This is a genomic window from Streptomyces sp. HUAS ZL42, assembly GCF_040782645.1.
Taxonomy (GTDB): Bacteria; Actinomycetota; Actinomycetes; order Streptomycetales; family Streptomycetaceae; genus Streptomyces.
On the sequence record NZ_CP160403.1, the window covers coordinates 660,522 to 675,959 of the forward strand.

Here is a 15,438-nt window from a genome sequence, read left to right on the forward strand (position 1 = left end):
GAATGGATTCTCACTGTTGTGCTGCTACTTGCGGGCTACGGCCTCCTGGCCCTGTTCGCCAAGCGGCACCTCACGCCTCCGTCCCAGCCTCGCCGTCGCACCTCGAACCTCCCGGCCGATTTCACCAGCCCTGGCCCCTCTGTCCTAGAGGATCACACGGAGATCGTCCCGCCTCACCCGCCATGACCTCCGTGCCGATCCTGATGTCCAGAATGATCAACAATCGGCTTCTGGTCCCCACGCAGCAAGTCGAGGATCCAAGGACTATGTGCCCGTGCGCGCCGACCTGCGGGGTGCCGGGCTCCCGCGCTCGGGTGTGGGGGCCCGGCTTCTTGGCGGTAGGCCACAGCGTCCCGCCTGCTCCTGAGCCATACGCACGATCCGGTCATTGGCGTGCACGCCCCCGGCAGGGGCGGTGGTCCAGCCCAGCCGGCGCAGCGCCATCCAGGCGTTCGACGGCAGCTTCCTGCCGCCCGCGTCCATCCCCGAAGCGAGCATGCCGACATCGGCGGTGTTCCAGTGCTCCGACAGCAGCACGGCCGTCATTGCCGACACCGGGTCAGCACACCAGCCCACCCGCTCCGCCAGCACACCGGCCGACAGCACCTCACCCGTCTTCTCTCCACCACGCCCGACCGCAGCAGACCACGGGCACAGGCCGTACGGGCCGTACGGGCCGTCTCACACTCACCCAGCGGCAGCCTCCGGCTCACCGGCCTCCTCCTCCCTCGCCGGTGGTGCTGTCACCCGATCAACGACACACCCGCGGGAAGGTCACACATTCGGCCCACACACTCACGTACGACACCGGCATCAGTACCCGCCCCACTACACGACACCGACGCATGACACACCACTACGGATCACCACGGATCCCAAAGGAAACACGTGAGCCTCGTCGAACGGCGTGGTCCGGGTCATCAACTTCGCTCGGACGCCACCTGTCACGCGGCTACAGCGGGAGTCGTATGCCGAGTTCCTGCATCGCGCGGGAGGGCGGGCCGCCTTCGGAGCGTTCGGTCTTGTAGCCCTTGACGCGAGGCTCAAGGGTGCGCGGGTCGATGGCCTCGGCTGGGGGTGCTCTTGGCGTAAAGGCCGTCGGGCTCGCTATCGCGGTCGTGGGGCAGGAGCCAGAAGACACGGCGGCGGAAGGCGCCGAAGGCGCGGGAAGGTTCGGCAGTGGGGCCGAGGATGGCATCGCCGACCATGCAGCCGTCGCGGTGGTACGGGGTTTGCCCTTGCGGGTGGGCGGCCGGTCCGGGCTCTGCCGGACGTAGTCGAGCCGGTCGAGGTCCTCCAGCCACACGAACTCGGTCTCGTGGCTGAGCTCGTCCACCCTGATCAGAAAACTCATGCGCCGACTTCCCTCTCGTCGTCGGTGAGCAGTCCGATACCCGGGTAGTACTTGCGCTGGTTGGACAGGATCATCTCCTTCGGCCAGGCCAGCCGGCCAGTTCGCGGGTGCGGGAGGCGAACGCGCGCGAGGACATGACCAGTGCGCCTTGATTGTGGCACCAGGCCTTGTAGGCGGCGTAGAGCGCCGTCTGCTCGGCCCGCAGCGCGGGGCCCAACCGACAGCACTCGTCGTAGAACCGGCCAGTGTGGTCCTCGGTCTCCGCGTACGCGGTCGTCGCGATCCGCACGCGTTCCGGGCCGGTCGGGTCACGGGCACCGGCGAGGTAGCGGCGGGCGCCGTCGATCAGCCAGGCGAGGATGCCGGGGCCTTCCTCCATGACGAGAAGGTCGGCCAGGTTGTCGATCTTGCGATCGTCGCAGACGACGCGCTCGAACGGGATCAGTCGCATACGGCGCCAGAACGCGAAGCCACGTCCAACTTGTCGCCGGGCTTGATCTCCGAGCAGACGTGGACGCGCCGGCCGTGGAGCTCGGCGAGGTCGGTGGGGTCGCCTTCGAACGGCTTGGCCATGAGGAGGCGGGGCCGCGTCCGCGTAGTCGCCGAGCAGGCAGCTTCAAGACGTCCAGAAGGGCCGATTTGCCTGCGGACGCCAGTCGGCGAGCCGGAAGAGCGGAACCAGGTCCTCGGGGCTGCGGGTGGAGACGTAACGGCCGCACATGCCCCCCACTGTGCCATCGGCGCCGTAGATCGAGGCGTTGTTCGGCGGGCCGTGTCGGGTGGAGGTGGGCGACCGGGCGCTGAGCGGCCTTACACGAAGGGATGTGCGCAGCGTCAGCCTGCGCTACTCTCCGTTCAAGATCTGTTCTGTGTGGACGCTGGGGGGCGTGTGAACGGCGGGTTGGTCAGTCGCCATCGCTTGGAAGCCGGGAGCACTTCGCAGTCCGCCTTACGCCTCTTATTGATCACGGACGTACTAGGCACACCCCTTGACGGGCCCAGCGCGGTCCCCGGAGCCGTAAAGGTCGTCCGGTCGCTTACCCGTCTGACAAAGATCGATTTTGGGCTACGCCACCCTGACTACCTCGCGCACGAGCTCCTGACCGAGCTGGAGACGGGTCGTCAGCCACCTGACCACGCTTCCACTGATCACCGTCATGATCGTGGCAGTGCTCCGTCACTGCATCGATACCCCATGGCCAAGTACCTCTACGGCGCCTTTGAACCACCGGACAACGCCTTGGCCCTCCTGGCGGCGCGCAAGCACATCAAGCAACGGCGGATGAATGAGAGCAGCAACGCTCGCAGGGACTACTACCTGTTCCCCAAGGGCCAGGCTGCGGCAGCCGCCATGCGAGAAGAGGTGCCGCCTGTGCAGTGGTGCGGCATTGCTCCCACCCGGCGCGAGACCGGCAGGCTGGCGCCAACTCTCACCGAGCGATCTCACCGTCGCCTCACCTCTGCTTTCTCCCACAAGGACGCAGAGCGGCGCGGCGGAGCGATGGCCGGGTGTCGGGGGCATCCTTAGGTTTCACTCGCTCTCTACCTTGTCCGTAGAGGCGGCTGCGAGGGCAGCGGGCAATGTCTGCACTGCCGCTGATACGGAACATACCGCCCGGCTTGGGCCAGCGCCGCCGGGCTCCCACCGCTCAACGGGGAGGTCTCACTGTGAGTCGAACACGCTTATGCCCCAGAGTGCTCATCGTTGGTGCCGGTCTGGCTGGCACGGCCACGGCGATCCGTCTGCTCTGCTTTGCGCGCAGGCCGTTGGAGATCGTCCTGCTCGAACGGCGCTCCGAGTATCGGTCCGCGGGCGTCGCCTACCACCGGGACGGCAACCCCTGGGGCCATGTTTTCAACATCCAGGCGGGCCGGATGTCGGTATTTCGGGAGGATGTCCTCGACTTCGTCCGCTGGGCCAACGACGAAGCGGACCGCAGCGATTGGCCGGCGCCCTGGGCCGAGTTCGAGTTCGTCGAGCAGGGGCCGGCGCCCCGGCGTATCTTCCAGGACTATTTGATGGACCGTTTGGCCAGGGCCAGACGAGAGGCCTGTTCCGGTGTCGTGCTCGTCGAGGCGGACGGTGAGGCGATCGACATGGAACTGCGCTCCCCGGGAGTCGAGGTGACGGTGCGGCACTTGTCGGCGCCGCAGGGGAGCGGCCTTCCGGCCTGGGAGAGCCCGGAACCGGCGGTGATCTTTGCCGATCACGTCGTTCTCGCTACTGGCCTCGAACTCCGGGAGCCGCCCTTCGCGGCCGAGGTACTCGCGCATGCCTCTTTCGTGCGCAACCCCTTCTCCGCGGCCGGCGTCAGCAAGCTCGATGGCCTCTCGCCGGAGGCCACGGTCGCTATCGTTGGCTCCACGCTGAGCGCGTACGACTCGGCGGGTCTGTTGCTGCGGCAAGGCCACACCGGGCGGATTTACCTCATCTCGAAGACCGGAACGATTTTCCGGACGTACCCTCGCGGCCACGAGCACGAAGTGGTGAAGTTGCCCTGCCCGAGGTCGCTGATGGAGCCATACCGGAATCGTGAGGAGTTCCTGGCCCGGGTCCGGGCGGAGTGGGCGTCGGCGTGTGCGGCGATCAGCCGGGAGTACCCGGGCATCGACCCTGCCGTGGTCGCGGAGCGGGTAGCCAAGGCCTGGGAGCCACATCTGCCCGAGGCCATCGGGCAGATTCCCTCTTCGGAACTGCGGGGCCTGCTGGATGAGTTCAGTACCGCGATGGCCTCGTTCCGCGTCGGCGCGGTGGAGCACACGATGGCGATCATCGAGCGAGCAATGCACCCGGCCGACGGGCGGGTGCATCTGGTCGTCGGCAACGTGGAAAGAATCACGCCAACTGGCGCCGGACGACTGGCCGTTTCGGTCACGGCCCCACAAGGGAAACGCACCCTCGACGCCGATCTGGTGGTGTCCAACTTCAGCCGGGAGTGGGACTACAGAAGGGCCAGCCAGCCGCTCTGGGCGAATCTCCTGCGGAGGGGGATCGCGGTACCCCATGAGCGTACGGGGCGCGGCGTAGAGGTCGACGAACGGGGCGCACTCCTGGACCTGCGCGGGACGCCTGTGACGCCGATCTCAGCGATCGGCCCACTACGCGAGGGCGACGAGATGGTGCGGAACGGGCGCATCGGCGCGTTCACCTTCAATCTCGCCGCCATCAAGAACCAGTCAATTGTCGTCGCCGCGCGCGTGGTCGAGGAATTGGAGTCGCAAGAGGATTTGACTCCGTTCCGTGATCAACTCCAGCGCTATGTCAGCAATATGAAGGACGCAGCCCTTGCGAAATTCCAGGACGCTGTGAACCTAGAGGTGAGGAGGCTGGTCGCGAATTCGCGCAAAGAGCGGGAACTGCTCGCTTCCCGCTTGACCGTCAGCATCCGATCCATGGACGAACCTCCGATCCTTTCCCCCGGCGCGTTCCGGCACGACCGCGTGACCAGAGCCCTCGTGCACTGGACCGCCGTCGAGCGGCTCACGGACGTCACCGTGACTCCACGACAGCTACGTCGGCAATTAGGGATAGTGAACACCGAAGACCTGGAGGGCTAGTTGAACGGGCACCGTATTCAGGGATCCCTCTTGACCAGCGGCGCACAGCGTGTACTACGAGGTGTCTGTAACCGCACAAGAAGTCCGCTGGAGGGATCGATCCTGGTCGCGCCTACCCTCGAAGCGGGTTTGTACGAAGCGATCGTGTCTGCGCGGGCGGTCGTCTGCGGTTCGGGTGGGCTGACCGGCCACATGCAGTCCCTCTGCCGCGGCAGGGGGATACCCGTGCTCCGGGTCGACAAGGCGGACCTCGCCGATCTGGTCGGCGAAGTGACGCTCGATCTGGAAAGTCAATCGATCATCCTCGAGCGCGGCTCGAGTGCCTTGAGCCCCTCACCGGACGATCTCGGGTCGGCATGTGCTGTCATCGCGGACCTGCAGGACATCCGCACGATCAACTCGTCCGGTCCTGACGCGAAGCGGGTCGACTCCTTTTTCATTCGGGAGGAGTTCCTCTGTCTGGCGGCGCGACTGCGTCCGCTCGACGCCCTGGCGGGTGGCCCGGCCGACATCAACGCCTACGCTCGTGCCGTCGCGGACCGACTGTGCACCTTCGTCCAGGCACTCCTGCCTGGCCAACGGCTTGTCTTACGGCTTCTCGACCTCCGCTCCGACCACGCCGCCGAGGTCACCGAGCTGGCCACGGTCGCAGTCGAGCCGAATCCCGAGCTGGGCCTGCACGGCGCGCGTTGGCTGCGTGGTTCGTCTGCGTACCGGGATGCGCTGCACGCCGTACTCGGCTTCCTGCGCGAAGGTCTCGGTGACGCTGCGGACCGAGTGTGCCTCTCGGCTCCATTCGTCACGGACGATGAGGAGTTCGCCCAGCTCAGGATGCACCTGGACTTGCCAGTTGGTGTGCCCTTGTCCGCGTTCATCGAAACGCCCGCAGCAGTGCACGCCACGGCGGCCATCTGCGCCGCGGGAGCAAACGAGTTGTTCGTCGGCGTGAAGGACTTGGTGCAGTTCTACCTCGCGGCGGACCGGGGCAACCACCTGGTGGCCGACACCTACCAGACCCGGCACCCGGCCGTCATGGACGCACTTCGGAAGGTGGTGGAGTCCGCGCGTACTGCGGATACCCCTGTGCGGGTGTTTTCGCTGGGTTCGGACCTCGCCCACTACCTGGAGCACCTTCCGACCCCCGTCGGCTACATGATGTGCACCGCAGAACTTCAGCAGATCCTCCTGCGGACACGCCCCTGACAGATTGGGCTCGACGCACCTCACCACCGTCGGCAGCCGCTCGGCATGCCTCGTGCTCGCCCAGGCCCAAGCCGTGCCTTTCTCACGGAGGAGCGCCGGCGACTACACGAGGCAGCCCTGAGGGAGTGACGGAACACACCTGCGTGGCCGTTCTGCTGGTGCCGCTCTTCCATGATCAGGAGCCGGCTCGTTGGCCGGTGAGTACCTGCCCGGTGATCGTCTCCGGTGGCGGCGCTGGCGGGCTGCGTTCAGGGCATCCAATGTGGCCAGAATGTCGGCGGGTTGGGCGCGGGTGGTGCAGTCGGTGTTGACGAAGGACCAGCGGATGATGCCGTGGCGGTCGATGCCGTAGGTGGCAGGCAACGGGAGGGTGCGCGGGTGGCCGCCGTTGACGCGCTGGAGGTCGAAGCCAAGCTTGTCGTAGACGGCTGCGAGGTCGTCGAGGAGGTCGCAGGCGAGGCCGTACTGCCTGGCAGTGCCGGAGCCGATGTCACTGAGGACGTCGAAGGCGAGCGAGTGCTCCTCGCTTGGGGCTTGCCGGGAATCAACACGCTGATGCCACGCCTACAGCCAGCCGGTGCGCCGCGCCGACGGATAGACGCCCTCCCAGACCTTGCGTTCGGGGGCAAAGCCCATGGCCACCAGGCAGTTGATGAGCATGCCGTGCGCCATGAACGTCGTCGTTTCGTCGATGTCGGCGCCGAGTGACAGATGAACTGTGTCCCACAGCCGCATCCATTCGCTGCGCACGGTCTCGCCGAACTCGCGGTCGCCCTCCTGCTCGGCGGCGGCCACGGTGACGTACATCTGCATCTGCATCAGCAGGCGCTCGGGCTGCTCCGCGATGACCTTGGTGTACGCGTTCGCCATGGCGTGCAGAGCCTCTTCGCCTTCCAACCCTTCGGCGGCCTCCTCGAACGTTCGGATCGTGTCCTCCATGCACTTGTGGGCCGTCGCGAGGAAGATCGCCTTCTTGCCTGGGAAGAGTCGGAAGAGATACGGCTGCGAGACACCGACCCGCTTGGCGATCGCCTCGGTCGACGTGCCGTGGTAGCCGCCGCGGGCGAACTCCCAGGTCGCCGCGCGGATGACGCTCTCGCGCCTTTCTTCTGCACTCATCCTGGCCATGGGGCCTCGTTCTGACTGCCACCACTCGTGCTCACTTCCTGCGGCTGCTCTGTGAATTCATCGGCACGGTGGGACAGTTTCGGGGCGTGTCGGAATGCTTCGGAATCCAACCTCCTGCCCGAATCTTTCGTCTCGTCTCCGCTATTCTTCACCCGTTGCGCACCTCCTGCGGATCCATTCATCTGTTGCAACTTGAGTGCGTGCTGCCGTCGATGCTGGCTGGGTGCGACACCAAACAGGGCCGAGAATCGGGTAGTGAACGTGGTTACGCTGCCGTACCCCACCTGGCGAGTTATTTCACTGACACTTAGCGTTGTGGACTCAAGTAAACATTTGGCGCGCCACATACGCACCAGGGACAGGAGTTTGATGGGAGACATTCCCACTTGACGCTGAAATACGCGGCAAAAGTGATAATTGCTCAGCCCGGCAACTTTTGCGAGATATGGGAGAGACAGCTTCTCACCGTAGCGCTGGTGAATCACCACAAGCGTTCGCCCAATCGGCTCGCCGATCTGATTCTGTGACGCGAATCCAAATATCCCCTCATCCAGGCCCCCGCTTTCTCTCCTTAAACACTCGAGCCATGAGGCGTAATTTGTCATCAGTTCCACCCCCACGCGCCAGCTACTGCGCGCCGAATACCGCAACACGGCGGGCACGCCGGCAGAGCGTAGTCACGCCTTCGTCAAGATATGCCGAAGGCCCTGGCCCATCGTGCGGGTGCGGCTCCCGTCGCTAATCCGGAGCGTAGATGCTTCATCGGGATGCGGCTTCTTCGCTATTGCCGTCCGTCGTGATCACGTAGAGGTGTTCCGGGCTGGCCCAGCTCCTTCGGCTGTCGGCACTTGCCGCCGATGCACGATCTGCTTCGCGGACAAGGGGGACAAGGGGTACCAAGACACCGGCCCCGCGGTCCTGGTCCCCTGCCACGGCCAGTGGGAGAACCGGTCCGCAGGTCAGCAGGCGGTGAACGTCCCGCATGAGAAGATCCTGGCCCTGAGCGAGCAGGCCACCACCACGCTGAAGGACTGGCGGCTGCTGCGGAAGCCGAGGTATTCCATGATCCCTGTCGCCGGTCGTGCGGCACCGGATGGTCGCTGATGGAAGCGTGTCCGCCGACAGGCAGGGCTGCGTAATGTGGCTGCCGATCTCCGGGTCCTGGGCGGGCCACCGGTTGTCACTCCGGGGAGGGAAGCCCGGTGACCAGCAACACCTTCACCTCGATCGATGTGTTCTGCGCCCTGGACGTGGGCAAGTCCACCCGCCACGGCACGGCTTTGCTGACCGACGGCCGTACGCCTTCGACAAGCCGCTGCCCAACGGCGAGCCCCAGCTGCGGGAGCTGTTCCCCCGCCTCAAGCGCAAGGGGAAGGTCCTGGTCGTGGTGGACCAGCCGGCCTCCATCGGCACCCTGGCGGTCACCGTCGCCCGCGCTTGTGGATGCGAAGTCGCCTATCTTCCGGTCCTGTCGATGCGTCGGCTGGCCGATCTGCACCCCGGCACCGGCAAGTCCGACCCCCGCGATGCCTACCATCGCCGATGCCGCCCGCACCATGCCCCACCTGCTGCACTCAATCGACCCCAACGAGAGCGTGCGGGCCGAACTGACCATGATCCTGGGCCACGACGACGACCCCGCCCAGGACGCCACCCGCACCCCCAACCGGCTGCGCGGACTGCTCACCTCCATCCACCCCGCCCTCGAACGCGTCCTCGGACCCCGCCTGCGCCACCCGGCCGTCCTGGCCCTGCTGCAGACCTTCGGCTCCCCGGCCCAGCTGGCCCAGGCGGGCACCGAGCAGATCACGCAGGTCATGCTCCAGGCCGCCCCGCGCATGCGCAGTGCCCGCACCCTGGCCGACCAGATCACCGCCATGCCCGATGTCATCGGCGGCAACGCCGGGCGCGAGTACGAGCAGATGAGCTCCGAACTCGACATGAGCTTCAAGGACGGGAGCGGGCAGGGCCGTGCAGTGGACGACCCGGCTGCGTGGAAGATGTACAACTCCCAACCGGGCCCGAACCAGCCGGTCACCGAATTCCCGGCGGAACGGGCTCCGGACCTGGTGGACGGCTACTGCGTCGCCCCGGCCCCGAACCCCTGCTGGGTCGCCGACTTCACGCACGTCACCACGTTCGCCGGCGTCGTCTACGTCGCCTTGTCGTGGACACCTTCTCCCGCCGCATCGTCGTCTGGTCAGCGGCCACTTCGAAGGAGACCCGGCCCGTCCTGGACGCCCTCGAGATGGCCCGGTGGCAGCGCGACCGGGACCAACTCAACCACAGACCAGGCGAGCGCTCGTCAGAGTTGCCCCCACGCGTTCTGAACCACCGCCGCGGCGATGAGCGCGACGAGCGGCGGGGAGGTCAGCGCGACAGTGCCGCCCCTCCCGGAGCCCTTGACGCGACCGAGGCCCAGTCAGTCCGAAATGCCGAGCGCGACATCCGCTCCGACGGGCCGTGTTCGAAAAGCGTGCGGCGGATCCGCCCTCATTTCTCCCAGGGTCCGGGTACACCAGGCGCCTTTCCGTCAACGGCACCGGATGGGGCGGGATGAACTGCGTAGACACAGTGGCGAATCACGCGACATGGACTGCGTACAAACCCTCGCAGTACGCCAAGTCGGAGATGCCCACCACGCGGTTGGTGTGCTGGAAAGTTCGGGGGTACGTACGGGGGCCGGTCTGCCGGCGCGCACGCGGGCCCGGCGAACGGCTGCGCTTCCCGGCTGAGATCATGCGTGCCATGAACGCCGATTTTCCCTCCACCTCCGCCGGACCCGCCCAGGGCTTCCTGGCCGAACTGCGGGACGCCATCAGCTTCCGCGCCTTCGGGCTCGTACTGGGCGGCCTGCTCATACAACTCGCCTTCACCGTCTCCTACCTGGGCGCATTTCACTCCCCCACCCCGCACCGGATTCCGGTGGCGGTGGTGGCCCCGGCACAAGCCTCGGCCCAGATCGTGGCCAAGCTCAACGGGCTCGACGGCGACCCGGTGAAGGCGACCGCTGCCGCCAGCGAGTCTGCCGCCCGGCAGCGGATCATGGACCGTAGGGCAGACGCCGCCTTCCTCTTCAACGCAGGGGGCACGAAGGACACACTGCTGGTCGCCTCGGCGGGCGGCCCCTCGGTGTCGCAGACCGCCTCACAACTCGCCCAGAAGATCGAAGCCGCGCAGAAGCGGCAGGTCACCGTCACCGACATCAAGGCGCCGAACAGCGGCGACGGGCGCGGCATGACCTCCTTCTACCTGGTGCTCGGTTGGGTGGTCGGCGGCTACCTGACGGCGACGATCATGAATATGTCCGCCGGTTCACAGCCGGCCAACCAGCACCGGATCATGATCAGGCTGGCAGTGCTGGGTGTGTACGCGATCGTGTCGGGGGTCGCCGGGGCGGTGATCGTGGGCCCGGTGTTCGACGCGCTGAGCGGTCATTTCTGGGCGTTGACAGGGATCGGCACGCTGGTGGTGTTCGCGTCTGCGGCGACCTCGCTCGCGCTCCAGACGCTGCTGGGCATGCTCGGCACCGGGCTGACCATCCTGCTGTTCGTGGTGCTGGGCAACCCGAGCTCGGGCGGGGTGTACCCGTCGGTGCTGCTGCCAGGGTTCTGGAGCGCGATCGGACAGGCACTGCCGCCGGGCGCCGGCACCACGCTGGTCCGCAACACCGTGTACTTCGACGCGCACGCCACGGCGGTCGCGTGGTGGGTGCTCGCCGCCTACGCGGTGGGCGGAACCGCAGTCGCGCTGGTCGCGGCCTGGTCACGGGAGCGACGCAAGGCAGCGGCCTTCAGCGCCGTTGGATCGGGCGGCAGCGACTCGGGCCCCGTGCCTGCAGGGTGACGACCGTTCAGACCGGTATCACGCGGTCGATGCGCAGCTCGACTGGCTTGCGGGAGAAGACCGGCTCGAGCGCTGATTCATGAGGCGATCATGTCCACTTCAGCGTGTCGCCTCCAAGGGCAAGCCATACGCGTGCTCATGCTCGTCACACCCTCCACTTCCTTCGACGCTCAGTCAATTGGAGGGATGAGCATCACCGGCGAGATCCAAAGAGCCTCCCCAGCATAATCTCCGCGAGATCATGAACGTGATCCTGTACGTGGACCGAACCGGGGTGCAGTGGCAAGTTGAGAATTCGAGGTAACGATCGGGCAGGGTGGACGGATGCATGAGTCGCCCTTGCCGGGAGGTTTCGTCAATGCCGTCGTTCGTGTTGGCGACACGGTGCGCCGTCCAGCGTCTGCTCGCACGAAGTTCGTGGGTGATCTGCTGAGGTTGCTCGAAGCCGGTGGCTGGAACGGAGCTCCGCGGTATCTCGGTGTGGACGAGCAGGGCCGCGACGTGCTCAGTTACCTTGATGGCCATGTGGCGTGGGAACCGCGACAGCCAGCTGCCGTGTCGTCGGACGAGAGCCTGGCGGCGGTCGCCCGGCTCGTGCGCGAGTTCCACGACCTGACGGCCGGCACCGCGCTGGCCGGAGACCACGAGGTCGTGTGTCACAACGACCTGTCGCCCAAGAACACGGTGTATCGGCTGGTCAGTGGCTCGCTTCGGCCGACGGCATTCATCGACTGGGACCTGGCGGCGCCGGGCGCCCGGATCCATGACGTCGCTCATGTCTGCTGGCAGTACCTCGGTCTCGGCCCTGCTGTGGCCGACGTCGATGAGGCGGCCCGGCGCATGAGGCTGATCGCTGACGGCTACGAGTTGTCGGACCGGCAACATCTGGTGCCCACGGTCTTGTGGTGGCAGGACCGCTGCTGGCGGGGCATCGAGGCCGAGGCCGACGCGGGTGACGTCGCCATGGTCCGGCTGCGTGAGGCCGGGGTGGTCAGGGAGGTTCAGGCGGCGTCTCAGTGGGTTTCCGATCACCGGGGTGAGTTGGAACGCTCATTGAAGTGAGCGCATGGAGACGGTAGCTCGGGGCCGAGGAGCGGCTTCCTGCGCAGGCCGGTCTTCGATGCCGTCCTTGACGGCCAGGAGCTGGCCGCGACTTGAGGTCTGGGGGACGCCCTGGCAACCCTCCAGGTCCAGCACGACGAGGCCACCACCCGGGCCGGAGAACTACGCGACCAGATCGAACACCTCACCGCCTCCCTGGCCGAGACCGAAACACGGCTTACGGACCTGGCCACCATCCGAAAGCCCATCGTGGAGGTCGCACCAGCAGGTACCGAACCCGATGCCCCCAAGTCGAACAGCGCCTACCAGACCGTCGTGAGCGCCTTCAACCAGCACTCCGACCAGGCATTCCGCGCCCGTGAACTGCACGAACTCCTCGGCATGCCCACCGACGAAGCGTCCGTCAACATCACCCGCAGCCGCCTCGGACGCCTCATCCCTCAAGGCTTCCTCACGCAGCCGGGTCGAGGCCGCTACCAGAAGCGGACTCAGCGGGCTGGGATCTGTACGGCCGCCGGTCGCCATTCTCGCCTGAGCAATCCGAACACCCACGAGTCGGATACCTCGCCGTTCACGACGCAGTCTTCCCGCAACGTCCCTTCACGCACGAATCCGATCTTCTCCAGTACCCGGGCGGATGCCACGTTGCGCGTATCGGTCTCGGCCTGGACTCGGTTCAGGTCCAGTGTGTCGAATGCCCATTTCAGCAAGGCGTGCGCCGCCTCCGTCGCGTAGCCGTGTCCCCACATCGCCTCGTCGAGGACGTAGCCCAACGATGCGCTGCGGTAGTCCGGGTTCCATCCGGTCAGACCGCACCAGCCGACGAAGGCCCCGTCGGAAGCACGGTCGATGGCAACCCGTGCCCCGGTGCCTTCGTCCGCCATCTTCCGGCACATCGCGATGAAGCGCTCGGCGCGGGCCGGTTCCGTCCACGGCGGGGAGTCCCAGTAGCGCATCACGTAGGTGCTGCTGTGCACCGCGAAGAGGGGGTCCGCGTCGGTGTCGGTGAAGGGGCGCAGTCGCAGGCGAGCGGTGTGCAGTACGGGGGCGGCCAAAGTCATGCGCACCATCTTGCGTCCTCACGGGGCGGGCAGAGCACTGAATTTCCGATCCCGATCCGGTCCTCACGACCCAAGGCTCCGCCTATCAGCGGATCGTGCACGCCTTCAACCAGCACCCTGATGGGAGCCGCCGGGTCGGAGAGACTCGGTTCCGTAGCCGCCAGCAGGTGAGCGCTCACCAGCCCGGAAGCATCTGACTGCTGTGGTCAGACCGTGCCCCCGCCGGGGAGCGTGCTGTGTCTTCCGCAGGCTGTACGACGAGTGAACTACCTGGCTGCGGAGGCAAGTTGCTGCTGATCGGCGACGACTGGGTTCACCGCGACCATCCGCAACACCGGCGTGGAAGAGGCCCGCCTGGCGATCGACTACGTGGTCCACCACAGCAAGGCCAACGGCCCGCAGAGCGCCAAGACGTTCAAGCTCACCACCCGCACCCTCGCCCCGGGCGAGACGACGGAGGTGAGCCGCGAACACTCCTTCCGCCCGATCACCACCCGCCGCTACCACCCCGGACCACACGCCATCGCGCTGCAGATCAACGGCGTGGCGTCAACCCGCGCAGAGTTCGAACTCCAGGGCCGCTAAGCGTGTTGCACAACGACCACGGTGACGATCGCGGGTCTCCGCGTGCACCACGGGAAGACCCGACGGGCATCGCGGTCAGCGGGTGCCGGCCTCGGCGCGCGCGTAGAACCCGGCGAGCTCGTGGGGGTTCTTGGTGTAGACGTCGACCTTGCGCACCATGCCGTCCTCGACCTGGTGGATCTCAACCATGGTCAGCGGGAACCTCTCACCGGTGGTGTGTGCCGTGAGCGTTCCAGTGAGCGTTCCGACAACGCCGGCCGGGCCCTCGAACACCTCGGCATCAGTGATAGCAACGTGGGCGTAGCCCATCATCGCGCCCAGGATCGACTGCACGAACACCTCGCGGCCCTGGTGGACGCCGCCGTAGGGGAGCTGGTTCGGCTCGTCGACAATCACCTCGGGGGCGAGCCTGGCCAGGACACCCGGCACGTCGCCCTTGCTCAGCGCGTCATACAGCCCTCGCACGACATCCGCGGGGCTCTCCGTCACCGTCTCGATCTGGTAGCTCATTTTGTGTGTCCTGTCAGTGTTCAGGTGCTGACGAACGGGGCGCGTACGTCCTCGCACCGGTCGGGCCCCGGGGATCGGGGCACGCACCATGCAACGGGAGACAGCCGCGACGAGGGAGTCCTTGCTGTGAGGGGTACTGGCAGGGCCCCTCCCCCATCGCGCCGCCCTCTTACCCTGTCCTCATGGACAACCGGGACGCAGTCAGCGCATTCCTCCGCTCCCGACGCGACAAGATCACCCCAGAGCAGGCCGGTCTGCTGACGTATGGTCAGCGGAGGGTGCCCGGGCTGCGCAGGGGCGAGGTCGCCACGCTCGCCGGTGTGAGCGTCGAGTACTACACGCGCCTGGAGCGCGGCAACCTCCAAGGTGTCTCCGACAGCGTGCTGGACGCCCTTGCCCACGCCCTGCGGCTCGACGACACCGAGCGCATGTACCTCTACGACCTCGCTCGCGCTGCGGGACCGGCGCCTCAGGCGCGGGCACGGCAACGGGAGAGTCGGCCGACGGTGCGGCCGAGCGTGGCGCGGATCGTCGAAGGCATGCCGGAACTGCCGGCGTACGTGATGAACAATCGCCTCGATGCGCTGGCCGCCAACCCGCTGGGCCGGGCCCTGTACTCGGAGATGTATGCCGACCCGACCTGTAATGCGAACGTCGCCCGGTTCGCGTTCTTCAACCCCGCAGCCAGGCGGTTCTACGCCGACTGGGAGCGCATGGCCCACTTCGCCGTGGGCGCGCTGCGCATCGAGGCGGGGAAAAGCCCCAACGACCGGGAGCTGTCGAATCTGATCGGTGAACTGTCCACCCGCAGCGACGCCTTCCGCGTGATGTGGGGATCCCACGACGTGCATGTCTTCCGCGAGAGCACCAAACGCCTCAACCATCCGCTCGTCGGCGACCTGCAACTCGATCAGGAGACCATGAGCCTGCCGGACCAAAGCGGCCTGAGCGTGGTCGTCTACAGCGCGCCACCCGGAACCGCCGCCGAGGACGGCCTGAAGCTGCTCGCCAGTTGGTCCGCCACGACCGGACAGGAGCAGGACGCGCAGTCCACGAGCAAACCGCCACCCCGGCAGGCCTGACGGGCTGCACCGGTCCCTTCCAGCGCTCAGCGGCGACTGTCACCCGGCG

13 protein-coding genes and 4 pseudogenes are annotated in these 15,438 nt (G+C 66.7%); 9 read left to right on the forward strand and 8 right to left on the reverse strand.

Annotated features, from left to right (window positions below; genetic code table 11):
• Positions 1–264 precede the first annotated feature (264 nt).
• The 3 genes and pseudogenes from ABZO29_RS03130 to ABZO29_RS03140 form a co-directional block, all read right to left on the reverse strand.
• The gene (locus ABZO29_RS03130) at positions 265–555 is read right to left on the reverse strand and encodes a hypothetical protein (RefSeq protein ID WP_367318570.1); all 291 of its coding nucleotides are present in this window, start codon (positions 553–555) and stop codon (positions 265–267) included.
• Positions 556–952: 397 nt separating this feature from the next.
• A pseudogene (locus ABZO29_RS03135) lies at positions 953–1,354 on the reverse strand (DUF6009 family protein).
• Positions 1,351–1,998: pseudogene (locus tag ABZO29_RS03140) on the reverse strand (primase-like DNA-binding domain-containing protein); the annotation flags it as partial. The pseudogenes ABZO29_RS03140 and ABZO29_RS03135, both read right to left, overlap by 4 nt.
• A gap of 551 nt (positions 1,999–2,549) precedes the next feature.
• Here ABZO29_RS03140 and ABZO29_RS03145 point away from each other — a divergent pair.
• The 3 genes from ABZO29_RS03145 (at position 2,550) to ABZO29_RS03155 (ending at position 6,115) form a co-directional block, all read left to right on the forward strand.
• The gene (locus ABZO29_RS03145; protein ID WP_367318571.1) at positions 2,550–2,882 is read left to right on the forward strand and encodes a hypothetical protein; all 333 of its coding nucleotides are present in this window, start codon (positions 2,550–2,552) and stop codon (positions 2,880–2,882) included.
• 167 nt (positions 2,883–3,049) lie between these two features.
• Positions 3,050–4,912, forward strand: coding sequence for an FAD/NAD(P)-binding protein (locus ABZO29_RS03150; RefSeq protein ID WP_367318572.1), 1,863 nt, complete (start codon positions 3,050–3,052; stop codon positions 4,910–4,912).
• On the forward strand, positions 4,913–6,115 hold the full coding sequence (locus tag ABZO29_RS03155) for a putative PEP-binding protein (RefSeq protein WP_367318573.1): 1,203 nt from the start codon (positions 4,913–4,915) through the stop codon (positions 6,113–6,115).
• Between the two features lie 246 nt (positions 6,116–6,361).
• Here the strand turns inward: ABZO29_RS03155 and ABZO29_RS03160 are convergent.
• The 3 genes and pseudogenes from ABZO29_RS03160 to ABZO29_RS03170 form a co-directional block, all read right to left on the reverse strand.
• Positions 6,362–6,643, reverse strand: a pseudogene (locus tag ABZO29_RS03160) (AhpC/TSA family protein); the annotation flags it as partial.
• Positions 6,644–6,679: 36 nt separating this feature from the next.
• Entirely contained in the window at positions 6,680–7,243 is a 564-nt protein-coding gene (locus tag ABZO29_RS03165) for a TetR/AcrR family transcriptional regulator (RefSeq protein WP_367318574.1), read from the reverse strand.
• On the reverse strand, positions 7,231–7,848 hold the full coding sequence (locus tag ABZO29_RS03170) for a helix-turn-helix domain-containing protein (RefSeq protein ID WP_367326034.1): 618 nt from the start codon (positions 7,846–7,848) through the stop codon (positions 7,231–7,233). Before ABZO29_RS03170 ends, ABZO29_RS03165 begins: the two co-directional genes overlap by 13 nt.
• A 364-nt stretch (positions 7,849–8,212) precedes the next feature.
• Here ABZO29_RS03170 and ABZO29_RS03175 point away from each other — a divergent pair, with 364 nt between their 5' ends.
• The 4 genes and pseudogenes from ABZO29_RS03175 to ABZO29_RS03190 all read left to right on the forward strand — a co-directional run bounded on the left by ABZO29_RS03175 (position 8,213) and on the right by ABZO29_RS03190 (position 12,151).
• The gene (locus ABZO29_RS03175) at positions 8,213–8,347 is read left to right on the forward strand and encodes a hypothetical protein (protein ID WP_367326422.1); all 135 of its coding nucleotides are present in this window, start codon (positions 8,213–8,215) and stop codon (positions 8,345–8,347) included.
• 98 nt (positions 8,348–8,445) lie between these two features.
• Positions 8,446–9,084, forward strand: a pseudogene (locus ABZO29_RS03180) (IS110 family transposase); the annotation flags it as partial.
• A gap of 898 nt (positions 9,085–9,982) precedes the next feature.
• On the forward strand, positions 9,983–11,089 hold the full coding sequence (locus tag ABZO29_RS03185) for an ABC transporter permease (protein ID WP_367318575.1): 1,107 nt from the start codon (positions 9,983–9,985) through the stop codon (positions 11,087–11,089).
• A 324-nt stretch (positions 11,090–11,413) separates the two neighbouring features.
• Positions 11,414–12,151, forward strand: coding sequence for a phosphotransferase (locus ABZO29_RS03190; protein WP_367318576.1), 738 nt, complete (start codon positions 11,414–11,416; stop codon positions 12,149–12,151).
• Between the two features lie 488 nt (positions 12,152–12,639).
• On the opposite strand, the gene ABZO29_RS03195 is transcribed toward ABZO29_RS03190, so the two are convergent.
• Positions 12,640–13,212 carry a GNAT family N-acetyltransferase gene (locus ABZO29_RS03195; protein ID WP_367318577.1) on the reverse strand — a complete coding sequence of 191 codons (573 nt, stop codon included), beginning with the start codon at positions 13,210–13,212 and terminating at the stop codon, positions 12,640–12,642.
• 339 nt (positions 13,213–13,551) lie between these two features.
• Between ABZO29_RS03195 and ABZO29_RS03200 the strand changes: the two genes are divergently transcribed.
• Positions 13,552–13,797, forward strand: coding sequence for a hypothetical protein (locus ABZO29_RS03200; protein ID WP_367318578.1), 246 nt, complete (start codon positions 13,552–13,554; stop codon positions 13,795–13,797).
• 75 nt (positions 13,798–13,872) lie between these two features.
• On the opposite strand, the gene ABZO29_RS03205 is transcribed toward ABZO29_RS03200, so the two are convergent.
• A complete protein-coding gene (locus tag ABZO29_RS03205) occupies positions 13,873–14,307 on the reverse strand; it encodes a nuclear transport factor 2 family protein (RefSeq protein ID WP_367318579.1) in 435 nt (144 codons plus the stop codon).
• 182 nt (positions 14,308–14,489) lie between these two features.
• Between ABZO29_RS03205 and ABZO29_RS03210 the strand changes: the two genes are divergently transcribed.
• Positions 14,490–15,389 carry a helix-turn-helix transcriptional regulator gene (locus ABZO29_RS03210; protein WP_367318580.1) on the forward strand — a complete coding sequence of 300 codons (900 nt, stop codon included), beginning with the start codon at positions 14,490–14,492 and terminating at the stop codon, positions 15,387–15,389.
• Positions 15,390–15,438 lie beyond the last annotated feature (49 nt).

Bases quoted from the DNA above. Each gene is read 5' to 3' on its own strand.
- ABZO29_RS03145 (WP_367318571.1), top strand. From the start codon at position 2,550: ATGGCCAAGTACCTCTACGGCGCCTTTGAACCACCGGACAACGCCTTG.
- ABZO29_RS03165 (WP_367318574.1), bottom strand. From the start codon at position 7,243: ATGGCCAGGATGAGTGCAGAAGAAAGGCGCGAGAGCGTCATCCGCGCG.
- ABZO29_RS03170 (WP_367326034.1), bottom strand. From the start codon at position 7,848: ATGACAAATTACGCCTCATGGCTCGAGTGTTTAAGGAGAGAAAGCGGG.
- ABZO29_RS03185 (WP_367318575.1), top strand. From the start codon at position 9,983: ATGCGTGCCATGAACGCCGATTTTCCCTCCACCTCCGCCGGACCCGCC.
- ABZO29_RS03190 (WP_367318576.1), top strand. From the start codon at position 11,414: ATGCATGAGTCGCCCTTGCCGGGAGGTTTCGTCAATGCCGTCGTTCGT.
- ABZO29_RS03195 (WP_367318577.1), bottom strand. From the start codon at position 13,212: ATGACTTTGGCCGCCCCCGTACTGCACACCGCTCGCCTGCGACTGCGC.
- ABZO29_RS03205 (WP_367318579.1), bottom strand. From the start codon at position 14,307: ATGAGCTACCAGATCGAGACGGTGACGGAGAGCCCCGCGGATGTCGTG.
- ABZO29_RS03210 (WP_367318580.1), top strand. From the start codon at position 14,490: ATGGACAACCGGGACGCAGTCAGCGCATTCCTCCGCTCCCGACGCGAC.